Genomic DNA, 21025 nt, shown 5'->3' with positions numbered 1-21025 from the left:
GGTTTGTTTTATAAAATAAAACAGTATCGCGGGGGCTCCCGGCGCCGGTGGTTTGGGGGGGGGCGCGCGCCCCCCCGCTCCCACAGTAGGGCTTGACCTGCAACAGAGTATCTACATGAAACCGTAACTAAACGTATACGAAATACCATCCTAGCGACCGGAGGCAACAAACATGAGCAAGCGCATCAACTGGAGTGGCGTCTTCCCTGCGGTGACCACTCAATTCAACGATGACTTCAGCATCAACCTGGACAAGACCCACCAGGTGATTTCCAACGTCATCCGTGACGGCGTGTCGGGCCTGGTGGTCTGTGGCTCGGTGGGGGAAAACACCTCCCTGACCGCCGAAGAAAAAATCGCTGTGACCGAAGTCGCTGTGGCAGCCTCCGGCGGCCGGGTGCCGGTCATCTGCGGCGTGGCCGAGTTCACCAGCGTGCAAGCCGCCAAGGTGGCCAATGCCGTGCGCAAGGTCGGCGTCGATGGGGTGATGCTGATGCCCGCGCTGGTCTACGGTTCCAAGCCTTTCGAAACCGCCGAACACTACCGCTATGTAGCCAAGCACGCCGACGTGCCACTGATGGTCTATAACAACCCGCCCATCTACAAAAACGATGTCACCCCCGACATCCTGATTTCTCTGGCCGATTGCGACAACGTGGTGTGCTTCAAGGACTCCTCGGGCGACACCCGCCGCTTTATCGATATCCGCAATGAAGTAGGCGACCGTTTCGTGCTGTTTGCCGGCCTCGACGACGTGGTGCTGGAGAGCCTTGCCGTGGGTGCCGAAGGCTGGGTTTCGGGCATGTCCAATGTGTTCCCCAGGGAAGGCGAAACCATCTTCCGCCTGGCCAGGGCCGGACGTTTCGCCGAAGCCATGCCGATCTATGAATGGTTGATGCCGATCCTGCATCTGGACGCCCGTGCCGACCTGGTGCAGTGCATCAAGCTATGCGAAGCCATTGCCGGTCGCGGCAGCGCCTTGACCCGTCCCCCGCGCCTGGCCCTGCCACGGGAAGATCGTGAATTTGTCGAACGGATCATGGCCAAGGCTCTGGCAAACCGCCCGCACTTACCTGATGTCGGCCTTTGATCAACGGCTTACTGTAGATACTCTGTTGCCGCCTCCCCCCTTGTGGCAGCGGGCTTGCCCGCTCCCACAACAAGCGCCACCCCGGCAAATCTATCCCTTCAGCAGCGCCTGCAGGTCATTGAACAAGGCTAACGGAATCTGCACCCCCTCCGCCTCGCTGCGCGCCCGCGCCTCATACCGGCGTTGCGACGGCAAGCGCGCGCCCTGCCCTTCGATCCCGGCAAACAAACCCTCGGCCCGAGCCAGATGCTCTTCGGTTGCCGCACCCAGAAAGCGCTGCGGATCAAACGCGATAATCAACTCGCCATGATAAGGCGATGACTTGCTCCCCGCGTCGTAAGCCAGGGACTCGGCGCTGGTCAAATCGCCAATCAGGGGCCCGGCAATCAACTCCACCATTGCCGCCAGTGCCGAGCCTTTATGCCCGCCAAAGGTCAGCATCGCGCCGGTATCAAGCACCACATTGGCATCGGTGCTCGGCAGTCCTTGAGCGTCAACCCCCCAGCCCTCAGGAATAGCCTTGCCAGCCCGACGATGCAACTCGATGTCGCCACGGGCAATGGCACTGGTGGCAAAGTCAAAGACAAACGGGGCACGCCCCGCCCGTGGCCAGCCAAAGGCAATGGGGTTGGTACCGAACACCGGCTGGCAGCCGCCCGCCGGGGCCACCCAGGCATGGCTCGGGTTACAGGCCAGCGCTACCAGCCCCGCCGCGGTCAACTGCTCGATTTCCACCCAGAGTGCGGAAAAATGCACACAACGATTGATCGCCAGGGCTGCAATGCCGTTGGCCCGGGTTTTTTCCTGTAACAGCGGCAAACCCGCCTGGAACGCCAACTGGGAAAACCCGCCGGCTGCATCCACCCGCACTATCGACGGCGCCTGGTCGATCACCCGCGGCGCGGCATCGGCCGAGACCTTGCCCGCGCGCAGTGAATTGACACAGCCCAATACCCGGTACAGACCGTGGGACGCGCAACCATCGCGCTCCCCGGCCAGCACCGTGGCGCTCACCGCGCGGGCATGGGCCTGGTTGAAACCGTTATGCAACAGGATCGATTCGGCAAGCTCGTAAGCCTGGGCCAGGGTCAGTCGTTTCATGGTCAGCTCCTTGAACAGACCTTTCAGACTGGACCATCCTCAGGCTCACGGCTTGATCGGTTCAGGCCGTGGGCATGACGAATTCAGCACAGAGCGGGCCATGAAAATACCCGGCAATTGCCTCAATCAACGCCGCATCCGTGACCGGGTCCAACCCCGGATACGGCTGGCCGTTATAGCTGCCGGTAAACGTCAGGACCGCCTCGATGCTGCCATTGTCCTGATACAGACTACGCATCTGCTGGCACTCCAGATCCTTGCTGTCAGTGCTGCGCAGCGCATAGTGCAACGCCAGCGCCGCGCCGAACTGCAGGGCACTGCTGTCAATCCCGTGCTTTCTGGCCAGATCGATACTGCGAAAGATCCGTTCGTTACGTTGCAGTTTGCGTAGTGGATCACGTCCGACACGGGCACAGGGGTCCTTGAAGGAGGTATTGCAGCGCTCCAGAAAGGTGGCTGAAAATGCTGCCACGGCATCTGCCATCTGCGGGTTTTCGGCCACCAGTGCCGGGCCGACTGCCTCACCGATCAAGCGCTGCGCCAGCTCACTGACGCGCGGGTCGCCCATGCCCTGCCCCAGCCAGGAGTAACCCAGCAGGCTCGCATACCAGGCAATGATCGCGTGCGGGCCATTCCACAGCAGGTTCTTGATGACTTGTGGCTGGGTGATGTCGTCTACCGTCTTCACCTGGCGCAAGCGCTCAAGCAGATTGCTGCAGCGCTGGGCGTACAGGGGCATGTCCGGCTCGCTGTTGAACAGGATCAGATGCAGTTGGCTCAAGGCGTTGCTGGACTGGGTAAAAGGTCGAAAGCGGCTGATCAGGCGCTCGTACTCAGGCACCGGAGTGCGCGGTGCGGCGCGAGGTGCGTCAGGCTCGTCATCGAGGCTGTTCTGGAACATCTTCGACTTGATCCGCAACTGGCGCACCAGCGCTTCGTTGGACAACTTTGAGACGATGCGGCTGACCACCGTTTCTACAAAGTGGGTGTTATCCAGAATTTTGCGACACAGCTCGGCAGACACCAGCAACTCCAGTTGCGCCTGCACATGGCGACGCACAAAGTCCGCACCGCCGACCTTGTTCAGCACAATCAAAATGGTCAGCTCACGCCCCCGGCGCTCGTAGCGGCGCACCAGGCCCCGGGCAATCACCCCGGCCTGCTTGCGAATTGCCGTTTCAGGCAGGCTCAGGCCGATGATTTCCGCCACGTCATACATGCGGATCACTGCTTCGGCGTCGTCCATGTCGATCATGCGCAGGTTATCGATGGTCTGATCGAAGGACGTGGCGCTGTAGCGCACACTGAAGCGGCCAAACGCCTGGATGGTCTCGCGCAGCATGCGTGAGCGGGTGGCGGCGATGATCTCGCAGGGTCGGGTGTAGCCGTCCCAGTGCGAGAAAATCTGCGTCAGGTAACCGCCGCCCATTGCGCCAAAACCATGAATACCGGCACTGAACTGATTGAGGGTGGGCGGGAAACTGTCGGTCAGCGCGGGAGGACCGAGATCGGGCATGCACTCGTTCAAGTCACCCAAAAAACCGTGCATGCTGGTGTAGGCCTTGAGGGCGCAGTCCGCGACTTCAGGCGCTGGCGGCTTGATATCCTCAATCAGGATCGGCTGGCCGTCGGCACGAATGGCCGACAACAGACCGTTTTGCGAGTCCTCCAGCATAAGGCAATGCTCTGGCAGACAATTGAGCGCGCTAGCCGCCTTGAGGAAAATCTCCGGGTGGGGCTTGCCCTGGGTCACCTCATCACCGCACACGGTAACGTCGAAATACTTCAGCACATTGGCATTGATCAGGTATTCCTCGGCGATGGCGCGACGGCTCGACGTAGCCACCGCCATGGTCAGGCCGTATTTGCGCAAGCGCTCCAGCACTTCCAGCAGGCCATCCTTGATCGGCACGCCGTGGTCACGCACATGGGCCAGCTCCAGCTCGTCGGCACGCTGGCGAACCTGGGCATAGGGGAAGTCTTCGCCGTGGTTGGCCCTGGCCAGGGCCTCAGCTTTTTTGGCACTCAGGCCTAATGAGCCGATCAGTGTTTCTTCACTCAGTGGCGTGCCGTAAATCTCCTCGGCGGCCTGCTTGAGCGTTTTGAAGCGCAAGCGCTCGGTGTCGAACATGGTGCCGTCCATATCGAAGATGGCACTGAAAATTCTTTTACCCTGAAAATAAATCATCAACACAGCTCCTTGTAGCGCGAGCAATTATTGGCTGCCCGCGGAAACGCTTTGGATCAAAAACGTGGTTTCAAATACAAATCCCGGGCAGCAGAACGCACCATTGACAGCGGGGCGTGAGTGCACCGGAACGGCTGGCGGTCAGAAATAATCAGGCGGAGGGACGTAACAATGGCGCCAGTTGGCGCAGCTGCCCGAGAAGCAGGGTCTCAGGTGGGGGATAGCGAAGTTTGCGAGAAAGCGGGAAACAAACCCTGTGACTGCACTGATGCAGCATTTGACGTGAGGCCCACAGCTTGCAATCAGGGATGCGAAGTGTGAGCCCAACTGGCGATTGATACGTGTGATTCCATCCATAAGGGCGTTTTAATTTCCTGTAATACTACGACTGACCTTTTTAGCTATAACCCATGCAACACGTCTAAATCAAGGATTGCCTTTAGCAACAGGCTGTAACGACTGCGCAAAAAAACCGTCGGGCCAGGCCCTGACAGGCCGTCATGGCAGGCTCCCTGATGGCGAAGCGCCAAGCGCAACCCGGCTTGCGACTGTATGATGGCGCGCTTGAGAAACAGGCTCGGGTCTCAAGCCTGCCCACCGTTCAGGAGCTGTGCATGAACATGCTTTACCGGACTTTCAGCCAGGGAGAGTCCGCCCCGCGATTCTCTCTCAGTTTGCTCAGCCTCGGCCTGCTGCTGGGCAGCGCCATGCCTGCGGCACATGCAGCCGGGACCGAACTGCCGGCTACGTCGGTGACGGCCACGGACAACGGCGATTATCAGGCCGACAACGCCTGGGTCGGTGGTTTCGACGCGGCGCCCTTGCTCGATACGCCGGCCGCCATTGCGGTGTTTACCGATGCCCTGATTGAAGACCAGCAAGCCCGCCTGCTCAGCGATGTGCTGAAAAACGACGCATCGGTCGGCGAAAGCTACGCGCCCGTCGGCTACTACGAGAATTTTGTAGTGCGCGGCTTTTCGCTGAACTCGGCCAGCAGCTACAAGATCAATGGCCGCACCATCACCGGCGAGCAAAATGTCGGGCTGGAAAACAAGCAGCAGGTAGAGCTGCTCAAGGGGCTTTCAGGCCTGCAAAGCGGCGTTTCCGAGCCCGGTGGTGCGGTCAACTATGTGACCAAGCGGGCAGCCGATGTGCGCTCTGTAACGGTGTCTACCGACGATCGCGGCAGCGGTTACATCGCCACCGATGTGGGGGGCTGGTTCGGCAGCGAACAGCAGTTCGGCCTGCGTGCCAACGTTGCCCATGAAGATATTCACTCTTATGTCGATCACGCCAACGGCCAGCGTGACTTCGCCTCTGTGGCGTTCGACTGGAACATCAACCCCGATGCCCTGCTGCAACTGGACGTGGAGTATCAGAACAAGGAGCAGCGTTCGGTGCCGGGCTATCAGTTGCTCGGCGGCAGCGAACTGCCGCATCACGCCTCGCCGAAAAAGCTGCTGGCGCACCAGAGCGGCTCGAAACCTGTGACCATTGATTCTCTGAATATCAACGGCAACTTCGAATACCGCTTCAACGACAGCTGGAAAGGCAGTCTGAGCGCCTCACGCAGCAAGGTGGTGATCGACGACTACAGCTCGTTTGCCTGGGGCGGTTGTACTGTCGGCTGCGTTACACCCAATGTCGGCAACTACTTCACCCCCGAGGGCGGCTACGACATCTATGACTTCCGCAGCCCTGACGATACCCGGCGCAATGATGAGGTGCAGGCAGCGCTCAGCGGTCGCTTCCATACCGGCGCAATCGGTCATGAGCTGACCGTGGGCAGCAGTGCATTCCGGCGCGTGGTGAATAATCGTGAAGCCATCAACCATTGGCTCGGCAGTGGCAATATCGACAGCGAGCCTGAAAACCTCGAGCGCTACAACGGCGCCCTCAACGACAGCCATCGCCGCCTGGACAGCCGCCAGTACGGGGTGTTTTTCAATGATCTGATCAGCTTCAACGAGCAATGGCAGACCATGATCGGCGGGCGCGAAGTGCGTCTGGATGAAAAGACCTTCGACGATCAGGGCGACACCACCCGCCACACCCAACGCTATGAATTCCTGCCCCAGGCCGCGCTGATCTACAAACCGGTGCAAAACATGACGTTGTATACGCGCTACAGCAAGGGCCTGTCCCTGGGTGGCACAGCGCCGTGGTTTGCCAGCAATGCCTTTGACATCCTGCCGCCCACCGTGTCGCGCCAAATAGAGGCCGGGATCAAATACGACTGGCAGCGCATGAGCCTGAGCGCCACACTGTTCCAGATCCGCCAGGCGTACCAGTATGCTCGCCCCGAAAATGGCGAGTTCACTTACGTCCAACAGGGCCAGCAGAAAAACACCGGCATTGAGCTGGCGGCCAACGGTCGGGCCACCGAGCGCCTGCAGATTGCGGCCAGCGTCGCGGCGATCCGCTCCCGGGTCAGCGGCAGCGGCACGCCCGAATATGAAGGCCACCAGACCATCAACGTACCCACCCTGCGCGCCAGCCTCTACGGCGACTACGCCCTGCCCTGGATCGACGGCCTGGCCCTGCTGGGCGGCGTGCAGTACAGCGGCAAAAAATACGCCAGCCAGGTGGGTACGGTACAGGCCGACGCGTACGCCATCTTCAATATCGGCAGCCGCTACAGCACCCGAATCGAAGGTTACGACACGGTGTTTCGCCTGACCGTCGATAACCTGTTCGACAAGCGCTACTGGCGCGATGTGGGCGAATACATGGGCGATAACTATGTCTTCCAGGGCGCGCCGCTGACGGCAAGGTTGAGTGCCTCGATCAACTTCTGATCATGCTGCATTGCAGGGGGCATGTAGCCTCCTGCCTTCACCCTCTTGCATAAAAGGCCTGCGTCCGGAACACACGAACGCTTGTCATTCAGCGACAATTCCCAAGCTTCTCGGTGCTTTCAGCTGGCCGAGACGCCAGGTATGGCAATGCTAATTTTCTGCACGCGCAGTGGATCACCCACTGCGCGCACAGGAGATTTACCATGCCAACGGACACCGCCTCTCCCGACTCGGGCCCCACCTGGTCAGCCCTGTTCAAAGACGACTGGGATACCTTTTGCTCACCGACTTCCCTCGCCGCAGTCGACTCGCCCGCGGCGTATCTGCAGGCGCTCTACCGGTTTGCCCTGGAAGTGGAGCAAACCGGCAAAGGCACTCAAGACAAAATCACCCTCGCCCAACGTGTACCTGCGCTCAAGGAACTGGTGATCAATGCTGAAAACACTTCCCGTCAGTTGCCACTGCTGACGCTGGTCAACGAGGCCCTGAACGCACCGGTCAAAACCTACCTGGACACGCATCGCGACATTTATGGCGGACGCACGGTGCATCAGGTGCTGGCCGAATTACGCTACCCCTTTGAATTGCCTTTCGACCTGGCCCATCAGCAATGCGTGCTGGGGCTTGCGGGCAACAAGCCGGGGCTTGGTGCATTGAATTATCGCATCAGCCTGAAACTGCCCTATGACCAGCAGCCGGAGAACAAGTACGGCACGGTGCAGCAGCAAGCCTATGAGGCGCAGCGTCTGCTCACCCTGCTCAGCCCTGCACAGCAAAACCTGTTGACCGAGGACTTTGAAGAACAGGGCACAGACACCTTTTACAAAAAACACTATGGCCACAGCCAGCCCATCACTGACCAACAACGGTTCATGCAGCACACCGGCCTGAGCACCGAGCAGTTCCATGAACTGCTTGCCCACGCCAGCTATCAGCCGCGCTTGTCTGGTAACGTCGTGCAGACGGCAGATCAGATTACCCGGGATCACACTGCAGGCGCTCGCTTTATCAATGGCCCCTACAGAACAGGGCAAAAGAAACTGGGCCTGAGCATCGACTCATCAAAAAAAAACCACCTGCAAAACACAACTCCACAGCGTCATGACCGTTTGCAACGGATGATCCGCCTGCAACGCTGGCTCGATATGCCTTTCGCAGATCTGGATACCTTGCTCTATAGCATCGCCGGTTGTGAAGGCAGCAGCCCTGAACACCTTGCCATCAACGACAACAGCCTGCGTGCAATGGGTGTCTTTCGCTACCTGAACCAACGCTATGGCCTGACACCCGGAACATTTTCGGCATGGCTTTACCACATGCCCGTTCATGGGGTCGGGCAACACCCATCGCTATTCGACCAGGTATTCAACCCGCCGCACTGGCTCAACTCCCCCCTGACTCTCGACAACCAGCCGCTGGATCTCGGTACGACACAAGGGGTTCTGTATCGGGCCTGTGGCGCTCTGGGCCTCGAAGACACACCACAGTCCCTGGGGTTGCTGAAAACCCGTACCAAGCAATATTTCGCCACGCCTCGCCGGAATATCGAGACGTTTTCCAGCTTTTACCGACAGGCCACATTACCCGCAATGTTCGGACTGTCAGTCCTGGACTGCGATCATCTGTGCCAGTTGCTGGGGGGCAAAACCTACCACCAGCAACTGGTCAAGCCGGGCTTGCGTCAGTCAGGCAGCAACTCGCCAGCGGACTTTCTCGATGTGTTGATGCAACTGGACTGGGCGGTTAGCTGGCTCAATGACAGCGGTAAAAGCGTTCAACAGTTACGCCAGCAATTGTTACTGGAGAGCACGTTGCTGCCCTCCTCCGTACAGCAGCGGCTCACGCAGGTCGAGGCGGTGTTGCAACGCATGCCCCAATATCTGCTGGCGCAATCCACACTCGATGAGCTGGACTTGCCGCAACCGGAAGCCGGTAGCAAACCCCTTGCCTACACCTGGAATGTGCTGCTGGCCAAAGGACTGCTCCGGGTCCAGTCCATGCTGCCCGCGCAACCCAAAGCGGACAGCCTGGAAAAAGGCGTGGCCTACATGGTCGACAAATACGTCAACCTGAGCCCCGATGCGGGGCGCAACCAGGCACTCAAGGCCCGGGTCAAGCAGATACTCAATACGCAGCTGTCCGCAGCCTACTCACAATTGCATCCTTTCAAGAAAGAAATAGATCAATTACTCAAGGATACCTCCCTGGCCAGCGAGGCCCCCGAGCTGATGAAACAGGCCTTCAGGCAAGCTTCGCGTATTTTCGCCAGTGCCCTTGGCAGTGATAAACCCAATGAATCCCTCAAACACCTGCTGCTGTTCTTTCCCCATGCAGAAACCGAGCTGCAACTGCCCATCAGCCGTGAAGCCCTGCAGGCTTTTCTGCTTGACCCCGGTTGGCTGGAGTCCGAGCAATCGGCACATTCAACCCTCAAGTTAACCCTGAGCACCCTGTATCTGTTCCAGAGGTTCAGTCATTTCAGCGACGTTTACGGGATTAACCACGCCACACTGCTCAATTATCTGAACCAGGCCAACCCTCAAAAACAGAACGGCGAACAAACCGATCTGAACTCGCAAACCAGCGAATTGCTGGCCCAGATGCTGGGGTGGAACGCCAGCGAGATAGAGGTATTGATAAAGCCCCTGCTGGAAAAACGCGTGCGCTCGATGACTGAACTGGACTGGCTAATGCGCTGCCATGAGACCGCCAGGCAGACAGGTCTTTCGGCAAGCATGTTGCTGATGGCGACAGGCTTGACCGCCACCTTCAGTTCCGATGACTGGCAGCAGGTCGGCAGCGCCGTCTTCGCCACCGCCCCATGAGCGCAACGCTCATACATCTTTCCGAGGAATGTCCATGTCTGACCAACGCCACCGGCAACTCAATGAGCAGCTGCGCGATGCCTTGCTCGCGTTCTACCTCACCTACGTGCTGCCTGAAGACACCACCCTGCAAACCCCGGCTCGCAAGCACACAATCAACAACGCCAACGACCTGTACACCTACTGGCTGCTGGATGTGCAAGTCAGTCAGGCAGTGCCTACCAGTCGTGTGGCCAGCGCCATTGCCAGCCTGCAGCAATATATCAACGCCATTTCAGTGGGGCTGGAGCCTGGCTACGACAAACTTGGCATGACAACCAAACAACAAAACACCTGGCGCAACAATCTGCATGCCTATTCGGTTTGGCGTGCGATTCAACAGTTACGCAGCTTTCCGGCCAACTATCTGAACCCGATGTTACGCCGTGATAAAACCGAAAGTTTCCAGCAGCTTGAGAACGACATAAATCAATGTCGAATTAACTCGGACAATATACTGCCTGCCATTCAACGCTACTTGGCCCGATTTGAAGAGATCTGCAGCCTCAAGACCCTGAATGGTTACATTGATGGTGAAAAAGACAGGTTCGCCGAGAGCACTTACTACTTTGTTGCCCGATCAACTGTCGAGAACACTTACTACTGGCGCTCGCTGGATATGTCCAGGCGCTACTTGCATCCCGCCACAGGGGGTGCCCCTGCCCTCAAGCAGGACGCACCACAGCCCGGCGCCTGGTCTGACTGGAAAAAAATACCTCTGCCTGCCTCGGAAAACATCCCGGAGCACAGCGTCCGTCCGATTTGCTTTAACAACCGCCTGTTTGTTGTCTGGGCTCAATGCATATCCCCGGCAGCGGCCAGTTACAGCGCTGATTATTTCTGGTCAGAGCCTGACGAATCGGAAAAAAACTATAAAGCACGCCTGGAAAACTACCTGAAAAGTCGTTTCATTCAGTTCCGCCTTTACTTCTCCTACATGAAATACGATGGCAGCTGGAGCGTGCCACGGGTGTGCAGTGATGAATACTGCGTGATGAAAGAGCTTAACAAACTGGACCAGAACGCCTTGATGCAGGCGACTGAAACAGTGGCAGTGCTGGACACCAGTACTAGCCCGGCATCCTTGTTTTTAGGGCTGAACGCCCATGCTCCGCAAAAGCCCGTCGCCGGCAGGGATCACACCCGCAGCGACTTTTTCCAGGCCGTGAGACTCGACCAGGACTTCAGCAGTGAGCGGTTATTCTCAAGGGGCACAGTGGCAGACCTTAAACCCAACGCTGAACACGAAAAACTGGCGAAACGTTATTTATCCCTGTTCATCTACAACAATTCGCGAAATTTCAATTTCCACGCCCCGACCAGCGAAACCGTCGCAATAACAGACATCGTCAGCAGTACCCCGACCCCGGCATTTACAGGATGGAACTTCGAGAACAAACAGGCTTATATAAGTGACCAGCACTACCACAGCGATATTGTCTTCAACACCACATCCTGTGCGCTGGAAGTCAACGCCAGGCTTGAAAAAGCATTCCCCGAACAGCAGTCGGTAACCTTCAGGGCGAGTACCAACCGGGCCGAACTTACTCTTCATCTTGCCCTTCTGCGCCCGCTTCCCGGTAGCAGCGGCAAACTCAAGCTGGAACATAGCTCGCTGCTGACTCTCAAGACCGAACTGATCCCACCCTGCAGCTGGGTATCGGTCTCAATGACCAGTCACAAAACCGGCGTTACCTATTCCAGCCTGATATATGAATTTCCCGACGACGCCCTCAGCGTCGTAAAACCGCAAAGGTTAAGTGCCGTACGCAAAGACTGGAACGTTTCGCTGGAAGGCAGATACATCGAATACGACGCTTTCAATACCTTGTTTGAAAACGCTCATTCCGACCACCGCATTACTCTTCATTTTTACGCCACACTCAATGAGCAAGTGAACAGTCAGAACGACTGGTTATTTGATAGTGTCATTGCCACGTTATATACCCGCCACTACAAGCCCGTGATCATGACTCCACGGGACGAAAACACACCGCACCCTTACAACATCCATCGCAACAACAGCTATATCGTCGGTGAACCCAATACCTCCCGCCGCGCACTCAACGGCGTATTTACAAGCCTGACCCCGGCCCATCTGTTCAGCGCCCATATTCAACTCAATCCTGAAACGCTACGGCCTGAAGAGGAAGTGAGCAGCATTGCAAGCACGGGTACCCGGCCAATCACGATCCTTCACGGAGTATTGATTTACGACACGGACACACGCCATAACAGCCGCAGCCTGCGAGGTTATGCACTGAAGTCACTGAGACTGAAACTGGACCCCAATAACGCCACCCCCATTACACCTCTGGCGCCCAGAATCTCACGCAGCCCGGCGCAGCCTGAAGGAACAGCCGAGTTTATCGACTTCAGCGGCTCCCTTCTCAAGTACAGCGATGTGGCTTCACCGAGAACCCTTCGTGCGCCGATCCACATGAACACCACTATTGGCAGACACCTGAGCGCCGCCGCCAATGTCAGTCTCGACCGGCTGTTTACGATAGCCACAAATCAATCGCACGAACCGGCGCTTACCAGCAATGCCACGCCCCACTCCCTGGATTTTCATGGCGCCCATGGCAAGTATTTCCGGGAGTTGTTCCTCTTCCTTCCTTGGCTGGTGGCCTGCCGATTGAACATGGAGCAGCGTTATGCCGAGGCCCAATCCTGGCTCAAATACATCTTCGATCCAGAAAGCAGGGCAACTGAACCGCAGCAACACTCAAGATATTGGAAAGTGCCCGCCCTGACCCAGGACAAATCAGAGCCGGGCTACCAGCAGGACAACCCGGACGATCCGCATCAGATAGCCCTCAGTAGCCCGTCCTGTTTCCGCCAAGCGTTGTATATGTTGTACCTGGACATCCTGCTCAATCGCGGCGATGCCGCTTATCGTCAAGCCAGTGCCGATAGCCTGGCAGAGGCCAAGCTCTGGTACGTTCGGGCCAGTAGCCTGCTGGGGCCAAGGCCGCAAATCAGCCGAGCCGATCCCTGGCAACCCATAACCCTGCAGGATCTGGGTGCATCAAGCCAGAGCACCCTGTACCTGCCCCTGAATCCGGACCTGGTGTCACGCTGGGACAAACTTGAAAGTCGCCTCTACAACCTTCGACATCACCTCAGTATCAGCGCAAAACCCTTGCAACAGGCACTGTTCGCACCCGCGCTGGCTCCGCACCTGCTGTTGAGCCACTACGCCCACAATGCCAGCTCTGACCCATTGTCTGCGACCCGCCAACAAACCAGGGAAATCGGCCATTATCGCTACCAGGTTGTCCATGCCCATGCCGCGACCCTGGTCGAGAATGTCATCCAGCTCGGTAATACCCTGCTTGTGCTGTTCGAGCGCAAAGAGCAGAACGAGCACCTTCAGTTACAGCAACAACATGCCTGGGACCTCGCCAGAATCGCCGTCGATCAACAACGCCAGGGCATGCGGGCTGACGAGGCCAACCGCGAGGCGCTGCTGGCCGGTCGCCAGGTACTGGTAAGCCGCCAGCAGTATTTTGAAAAACTGCTCAATGAAGGTATCTCTCCAGCCGAAGCACAGGCCAGCCAGCAATATCTTGAAAGCGCACAGTGGGAAACCAAAGCATCCGTAGCCGAGGCTGCTGCAGGGCTGGCGATGCTGGCACCCAATATTTTCGGCACTTCCAACGGCGGGATGCGCTATGAAGGCGCCTTTTATGCGATTCAGGCTGCGGCCCGAAATATGGCTAATGAAAAACGCGCCAATGCCGGTCATCTGGATCGTACAGCGCTGTTCAACCGCCGCGTCCAGGAGTGGTCCCAGGCCCTGGAGCAGTGCCGTCAGGAGCTCATTCAGGCCGACTTGCAACTGCAGGCCCACGAACAGCAGAACACGGTGCTGCGCTTGCAACTCAGACACACGGAAACAGCTATGGAGCAGGCCAGATTCACCTACGAGGTGCTCAGCAAGCATTTTTCCAGCGCACAGTTGTATCAGTGGCTCAATAGTCATCTGGCTTCTTTCTACTATCAGGCCTACGACGCAGCCCATTCGTTGTGCTTGAGCGCACAGGCATGCTGGCAATTTGAACGTGCGGACTGGAACACCCGTTTTATCCAAAGCAGCCACTGGCACAATCAATTCAAGGGGCTGACCGCAGGCGAGTCGCTCAAGCTCGACCTGCAGAACATGAATACTGCCTATATGCAACGTAACCAGCGTGAACTGGAAATCAGCAAAACCCTGTCCTTGCGCCTGTTGCATGGCAAGGATCGGGTGCCCACGCTGAACAAGGACTGGGCGTCGCTGAAGCACGAAATGATCGTCAATGGCACCGTGGATTTTGAGTTGAGCAAGGCGCTGTTCGACGACGACTACCCCGGTCATTACCTGCGCCGGATAAAAAGCGTCAGCGTCTCGCTGCCTGCCACGCTCGGACCTTATGAAGACATTTGCGCGACCCTGACCCAGACCTGGAACCGAACCCACCTGTCTGCAAAAGACGACGATATGCTCGACAACATGCGGGTCAGGGAGCAGGTCGCACTGTCCACAGGGCTCAATGACAGCGGCCTGTTCACCCTCAACTTCGACAATGACGAACGCTATCTGCCCTTCGAGTACACCGGGGCAGTGTCCAAATGGCGACTGGCGTTTCCCAACCCTGCAGCCCAGTCATCCATGCTCAATTCCCTCAGCGACATCATCGTGCATGTGCGCTACACCGCGAGAAGCGCAGGAGGTCAGGGATGACGACCCGACAACACGGCACAGGCGAGGTGCAAACACCGTCCTTGCCCAAGGGCGGAGGCGCAATACAAAGTATCGGCACCACATGGGGAGCCGTCGGTATGACCGGTGCGGCCTCGTTCGAGGTTCCCCTGCCACTGTCGCCGGGCCGGGGTTTCGACCCGGCCATCAGCCTGACTTACAACAGTGCCCTGGGTAATGGCCCGTTCGGAACCGGTTGGGCAGCTTTTGCTGGCTCGATTGCACGCAGCACGCTCAAGGGCGTACCCGCCTATGACAGTGAGGATGTATTTATCGGTCCGGCAGGTACGGAACTGCTCCCCGAACGGACAGCCCAAGGCATGCTGAAAACCCGTTCCAGCAGCCGTTTCAACGGGCTTCAACTGAACACCACCTACACTGTGGTGCGCTACCTGCCACGCCACGAAACCACTTTCGATCGCATTGAGCACTGGTCATCGACGTCGGACCCCGCAGGGTTCTGGCTGGTCCAGGGCGCAGACGGCAACCTGTACCTGTTTGGCAAAACGCACGCGGCCCGCATCGCCGATCCGCAGGCGCCTGCCCATGTTGCCCAATGGCTGCTTGAGGAAAGCCTCAACCCCCACGGCGAGCAGATCCACTATCAGTACAAGGCTGACACCCGGGGCAGTGGCCCTCGAGACTACAGCGCCCAGCGCTACCTTGCCCGTATCTGCTACGCCAATATTATGCCCAGGGAGCATCTGGAACTGTGGACAGTTGAAACACCGGCGCAAAAACAATGGCATTTTGAATTGCTCTTTGACTACGGCGAACGCACAACTGATCTGACTCGCCTCCCTTCCTATGGGGTGCAACAACCATGGCCGGAACGCAGTGATCCAATGTGTAACTATGCCTATGGCTTTGAACTGGCGAGCCGGCGTCTTTGCCGGCAAGTCCTGATGTTCCACTACTTTCCTGAAGAGCCTGCAATGGGCCGCGAACCGGTGTTGACCCGCCGGCTGCTGCTGGAGTACATGACCACCGCAACCGCAGGCAGCCTGTTGCAGGCCCTGCACAGCCAGGCCTGCGATGCCAGCGCAAAGATCTGCCACTGGCCGCCCCTGGAGCTGACTTACAGCGACTTCCAGTTAACTGGCATGCCTTCAGGCTATCAACGCTTTGACGCTTTGGACGGTATCAACGACAACCAGCGCTATCAACTGGTTGACCTCTACAACGACGGCTTGCCGGGAGTGCTCTGGCGCTCTGACAAAAGCTGGTACTACCGCGAACCCGTCCGGGCTGCCAACCCGGTCGAGCCTGATGACGTCGCCTATGGCCCGCTGCAAATGCTGGAGCGTATCCCGGTGGCACAGCAGACCGGTGCGCTGTACCAGTCCCTGGCGGACCTCAATGGCGACGGCCAGCTGGAGTGGATCATCGCCCAGCCGGGCATGAGTGGCTTTTTCACCCTGGAAAACGACCGGAGCTGGGCAAACTTCGCGCCTTTTGCAGCATTGCCGCAGGAGTTCTTCCAGCCGATAGCCCAGCTCGCCGACCTGATGGGTAACGGTATTGACGACCTGGCGCTGATTGGCCGCAACAGTGTGCGGCTCTATCGCAACAAGGGCTCGCAGGGTTTTGCCCCTGCCGCGGACATGCCGCATCCCGATAACGATCTGCCACTGCCCGGCAATAGCGAAACTGAACTGATGGCGTTCAGCGATCTGCTGGGCAGTGGCCAGCAACACCTGGTGCGCATTCGTCATGATGAAATCAAGTGCTGGCCAAATCTGGGCCGGGGCCGATTTGGCAAAGGGTTCGTATTCGCCACCCTGCCCTTCACCTACGCCGAATTCGAGGCCTCGCGAGTACTGCTGGCCGATCTGGATGGCTCCGGCGCCAGTGACCTGATCTACCTTCAGCCCGATCGGGCACTGATTTTCATGAACCTCTGCGGCAACGGCCTGCAAGCCGTGCCGACAGCGCTGCCCTGGCCCGAGGGGGTCAGGTATGACCGCTTTTGCCAGGTCAGTGTGGCCGACCTGCAAGGGCTGGGCTGTACCAGCCTGATCCTCTCCGTCCTTCTCCCTTCAGCCCGTCACTGGCGATACGAATTTGTTCGGCAAAAACCCTATTTGTTGATCGGTACCGACAACAATATGGGAGCCTCAGGCCGGGTTACCTACCGCAGCAGTGCCCAGGAGTGGCTGGACGAAAAACCGCAACGGACACAGCGCACCGGTGGCCTGCCATTTGCGCTGCATCTGGTCAGCGAGCAGCAACAGCTGGATCAGATCAGCGGCAATCAACTGACCCAACGCTTCACTTACAGGGAAGGTTTCTACGACAGTCTGGAACGCAAGTTCCAGGGCTTCGGTTTGCTGATGGCAACCGACACCGAGGGCCCTGCCGGCCAGAAACTCGACAAGGCAGCAACCGCACCCTTGCTGCGCAAGACCTGGTTTCACACCGGAAAAGCCCTTGATATGCCGCAGGACCAATACTGGGCGGGCGACAGGTTGGCCCTTGCGCCAGGCAACACACTGCTGACCCGCCTGGAAGCCGATAAGGAGCAAGACAGCGTACTGCCACCGCCTGCTTCCGGGCGCAGAATGGCTCTGGCACTGAGCGGGCTGGTACTGCGTGAAGAAGTGTTTGCGGCCGATGACCCGGAACCGTCACGAGTGCCTTTTACCGTCAGCCAGTACCGCTATATGCTGCGTCAATTGCAGGCGCCCGAATCCCTGCTGGTACTTGCCCTGGAGTCACGGGTCTACCGCTACGAGCGCGAGGCAACCGACCCCGCCTGCCAGCACATCATCAATCTGCGCCGGGATCGTTATGGCAGCCTGACACACGGGGTAACCATAAATTACGCCCGGCGCAAGCGCGCATCCGACCTGCCGCCATTCGATGAGGCCCATCAACAGACCTGGTGGCGCGATACCCACGACCCGGCCCAGCAGATGCACTACATCAGTGACATCCGGGCGCAGTTCATTCATCTGGACAATCCTCAACGCTGGCGCCTGCAACTGCCTTACCGGCAACGCAGCAATGCACTGGTGCTTGAAAAAGAAGCCCTCAACAGCGCGCAGGCCAGCTATGAACTGTTAATCGGTAACACCGCTGACAACCCTGTGCGACCGCAGGCACAGCGCACTCTGGGGGGGTTGTCCGTGCAATATTACTGCCTGGCGCAGAGTGACGCCCCGTTACCGGCGGGCCAGGCCAGCTTTCAGGCGCTGACGGCCTTCAAAGAGTCGGCCGAACTCGACGACCAGGCACTTGCCGCCTACGACGATGTACCTGCACTGCCCGGAGGAACCCCGTTCGACCTGGCCAGCACCCTCGTCCAGGAGCATTACCATCCCATGAGCCTGTTCCTGCCTGAGCCAACAGACACCCGCGCAGCGCCAGCCCTGTGGTCACTCAAACAGGGCTTTACCCGTTACACCGACGTGCATGGTTTCTACCGAGCCAATCAGTTGCGAGCCTCTGAAAGCCACTCAGCGACCACACTCACCCATGACCGTTACGGTTGCCATATCGCCGCAGTAACGGCCGTGGACGGTTGCAGCACCCAAGCCGTCTATGACTACCGGTTAATGTTGCCCATCGAAATCACCGACCCCCAGGGGACTGTTCGGCAAGCGCGCTACGATGCATTCGGCCAGTTGCAAGTAACCAGTGTTTACGGCCAGGAAAATGGCAAACCAACAGGGTTCGCCCCGCTGACGGACTACAGGTGCCCAGCCAATGACAGCCCCGCTTTTGCCATCGACAACCCTCAAACAGCGCTGCTCGATGCTGCCAGCGCCTGCTTCCACGCCCCTTTCAACTGGATGGGCCACATCCCGGCAGCCCCCCCGGGCACACAATGGGTAACGCAGGGATATCTGACTCCGGACGGATATATTCGTGCCAGCGGCCGCATGCGCCTGGCAACACTGGACATGAGCATCACGGCGAATCGCCAACTGAACGAACAGATCCTCCAGGCACGCCGCGAACCGGTCTATGCCGCTGTGCTGCAAGCCGATAACTACCCGTCGAGCGACGACAGCGTTAACCGGCAAATCCGGATCAGCCTGACGTTCACCGATGGCTTTGGACGTGAGCTGCAAACCAAGCAGAAAACCTCGGCGGGTGAAGCGTATGTGGTTGCCCCGTCGGGGCGACTGAGCCTTGACAGTGACGGCAAGCCCCTGCGTGCGTTCAGCGAACATCGCTGGCGGGTCAGCGGCAGGGTCGAATACAACAACAAGGGCCTGGCCATTCGAAACTATCGGCCTTACTTCGCCGATCACTATCGCTTTATCGATGATGAAGCCCGGCGCAAGGATGGCTACTGCGATCAGCTGTTCTATGACCCGTTGGGCCGTATGACGAGCAAGCTCAACGCCAGGGGGCATCTAAGCCGCCAGACCCATTGCACCTGGTACAGCATCAGCGAAGATGAAAACGACACCTGGGAGCCTGGTTCAAGCTGAACAAACCACATCGCGATGCAAGCCCGGGCCCGGAGCACAATAGTCATCCTGCAGGCTTGCACGCGAGGGCATCATCAGTGCGGGTTACGCACCCCGACCACCAGATAGCGCGGCCCGCCAAGGTGGCGAAACATCAACCGCATGGAGCCGCGCCTGGGGTTCGTCCCCAGCACGCTGCCGGTGGTATGCCACCGTGCGCACAGTTGAGCCCCGGGAATCGTAGGCCGTGAGTAAAGGTGTGAATCGATGAAGGGAAGACATGGATGCGTGACCTGACTGACACAAAGACGCACGCAGTCTAGGCAAGCAATCAGCGTGGCAGGTGGTACATATTGGTTATTATTACCCGTCGTGCAACACACCCTACGCTGGCAATAACACAGAATTTAATTGATAGTTTCCTAACAAAAAGCGCAGGCTAGAGAGCTTGGTAACGCTTTGTATCATTCCGGATGATATTGATCTTCGCTGGGTTCGATTCGTGCGCCAGCACTCGCGCCAGCATTATCCGCCCATCTCAATAGATCGGCGGACTCCCCCTCATGGAACAGTCACTTAAACATTTGCGCTTCCCACTTGCGGCCCTGGCCATTGTGGTGATGAGCGCATGCGGCAAAACTCCCCAAGCGACTGCTCCGGCTCCTGCTGCAAAAGTCAGTGTGGCCAAGGTGCTTGAACAGCCGGTCAACGAATGGGATGAATTCACCGGTCGCCTGGAAGCTCCAGAGACTGTAGAAATTCGTCCACGCGTGTCGGGCCAGATTGATCAGGTCGCCTTTACCGAGGGCGCCCTGGTGAAAAAGGGCGACTTGCTGTTCCAGATCGACCCGCGCCCGTTCCAGGCCACCGTGCGTCAGCTTGAAGCCCAGGTGCAACAGGCCCGCGCCAATGCCAGCCGTACCGACAACGAAGCCCAGCGCGGCGAACGTCTGCGCCAGAGCAATGCCATTTCGGCAGAGCTGGCCGACTCGCGCACCACCGCTGCCCAGCAAGCCCGTGCCGGCGTCGCGGCCATCCAGGCAGAACTGGACCTGGCCAAACTCAACCTGAGCTTTACCCGCGTCACTGCACCGATCAGTGGCCGCGTCAGCCGTGCCGAAATCACTGCGGGCAACATCGTCACCGCCGATGTCACGCCGCTGACCAGCCTGGTGTCCACTGACAAGGTGTACGCCTACTTCGATGCCGACGAACGCGTATTCCTCAAGTACAACCAGCTTGCCCGTCAGGGTCAACGCGGCCAGACCACACCGGTGTACCTGGGCCTGTCCAACGAAGACGGCAACCCGCATCTGGGCCAGATGAACTTCGTCGACAACCGGGTCAACCCGCAAACCGGCACCATCCGTGGCCGCGCCGTGTTCGACAACGCCGACGGCAGCTTTACCCCCGGCCTGTATGCACGCCTGAAACTGGTCGGTAGCGCCACCTACTCCGCCGTGTTGATCAATGAAGAAGCCGTGGGCACCGACTTGGGCAAGAAATTCGTGCTGGTGATGGACGCCGACAACAAGTCGACCTACCGCGCCGTGGACCTGGGCCCGAAAATCGAAGGCCTGCGCATTGTTCGCAGCGGTCTGAACAAGGGCGACACCATTATCGTCAAGGGCCTGCAGAAAGTGCGCCCCGGCTCGCCGGTAACGCCTGAAGTGATCCCGATGGCCAACGAACAGACCCTCGCCGCCCTGGCACAACAACGACAAGCCCTGGAAGCCAGCAACCTGCCACAAATCAAGCCCGCCACTGGCGCGCCGAAGTTGGCCAGCGTCGCGACTCCTCGCGGTTAAGGGACGAT

At 58.5% G+C, this 21025-nt stretch carries 8 protein-coding genes; 6 read left to right on the top strand and 2 right to left on the bottom strand.

Going from position 1 to position 21025, the window contains the following annotated elements:
• Positions 1-172: 172 nt before the first annotated feature.
• Positions 173-1090, top strand: coding sequence for a dihydrodipicolinate synthase family protein (locus QN377_RS16090; RefSeq protein WP_095000333.1), 918 nt, complete (start codon positions 173-175; stop codon positions 1088-1090).
• 90 nt (positions 1091-1180) lie between these two features.
• On the opposite strand, the gene QN377_RS16085 is transcribed toward QN377_RS16090, so the two are convergent.
• Both QN377_RS16085 and mtlD read right to left on the bottom strand, forming a co-directional pair.
• Positions 1181-2191, bottom strand: coding sequence for an Ldh family oxidoreductase (locus QN377_RS16085; RefSeq protein ID WP_095017991.1), 1011 nt, complete (start codon positions 2189-2191; stop codon positions 1181-1183).
• A 61-nt stretch (positions 2192-2252) separates the two neighbouring features.
• Entirely contained in the window at positions 2253-4379 is a 2127-nt protein-coding gene (gene mtlD, locus QN377_RS16080; protein ID WP_095017992.1) for a bifunctional mannitol-1-phosphate dehydrogenase/phosphatase, read from the bottom strand.
• A gap of 614 nt (positions 4380-4993) precedes the next feature.
• Here mtlD and QN377_RS16075 point away from each other — a divergent pair.
• The 5 genes from QN377_RS16075 to mexE all read left to right on the top strand — a co-directional run bounded on the left by QN377_RS16075 (position 4994) and on the right by mexE (position 21017).
• Entirely contained in the window at positions 4994-7177 is a 2184-nt protein-coding gene (locus QN377_RS16075; RefSeq protein WP_095017993.1) for a TonB-dependent siderophore receptor, read from the top strand.
• 203 nt (positions 7178-7380) lie between these two features.
• Entirely contained in the window at positions 7381-10002 is a 2622-nt protein-coding gene (locus tag QN377_RS16070) for a Tc toxin subunit A (RefSeq protein WP_095017994.1), read from the top strand.
• 34 nt (positions 10003-10036) lie between these two features.
• Positions 10037-14770 (top strand): neuraminidase-like domain-containing protein, encoded by a 4734-nt coding sequence (locus QN377_RS16065; protein WP_323567641.1) that lies wholly within the window; start codon positions 10037-10039, stop codon positions 14768-14770.
• Positions 14767-19230 carry a SpvB/TcaC N-terminal domain-containing protein gene (locus QN377_RS16060; protein ID WP_322212954.1) on the top strand — a complete coding sequence of 1488 codons (4464 nt, stop codon included), beginning with the start codon at positions 14767-14769 and terminating at the stop codon, positions 19228-19230. The genes QN377_RS16065 and QN377_RS16060 overlap by 4 nt, the downstream gene beginning before the upstream one ends.
• A gap of 542 nt (positions 19231-19772) precedes the next feature.
• The gene (mexE, locus tag QN377_RS16055) at positions 19773-21017 is read left to right on the top strand and encodes a multidrug efflux RND transporter periplasmic adaptor subunit MexE (protein WP_095000340.1); all 1245 of its coding nucleotides are present in this window, start codon (positions 19773-19775) and stop codon (positions 21015-21017) included.
• Positions 21018-21025 lie beyond the last annotated feature (8 nt).

Source organism: Pseudomonas sp. CCC4.1, assembly GCF_035019225.1.
In the GTDB taxonomy this organism is placed as follows: domain Bacteria; phylum Pseudomonadota; class Gammaproteobacteria; order Pseudomonadales; family Pseudomonadaceae; genus Aquipseudomonas; species Aquipseudomonas bubulae.
This window is presented reverse-complemented; position numbering and strand designations above follow the sequence as displayed.

Coding starts and splice junctions, on each gene's coding strand:
- QN377_RS16090 (WP_095000333.1), top strand. CDS start 173: ATGAGCAAGCGCATCAACTGGAGTGGCGTCTTCCCTGCGGTGACCACT.
- QN377_RS16065 (WP_323567641.1), top strand. CDS start 10,037: ATGTCTGACCAACGCCACCGGCAACTCAATGAGCAGCTGCGCGATGCC.
- QN377_RS16060 (WP_322212954.1), top strand. CDS start 14,767: ATGACGACCCGACAACACGGCACAGGCGAGGTGCAAACACCGTCCTTG.
- mexE (WP_095000340.1), top strand. CDS start 19,773: ATGGAACAGTCACTTAAACATTTGCGCTTCCCACTTGCGGCCCTGGCC.
- QN377_RS16070 (WP_095017994.1), top strand. CDS start 7,381: ATGCCAACGGACACCGCCTCTCCCGACTCGGGCCCCACCTGGTCAGCC.
- QN377_RS16085 (WP_095017991.1), bottom strand. CDS start 2,191: ATGAAACGACTGACCCTGGCCCAGGCTTACGAGCTTGCCGAATCGATC.
- QN377_RS16075 (WP_095017993.1), top strand. CDS start 4,994: ATGAACATGCTTTACCGGACTTTCAGCCAGGGAGAGTCCGCCCCGCGA.
- mtlD (WP_095017992.1), bottom strand. CDS start 4,379: ATGATTTATTTTCAGGGTAAAAGAATTTTCAGTGCCATCTTCGATATG.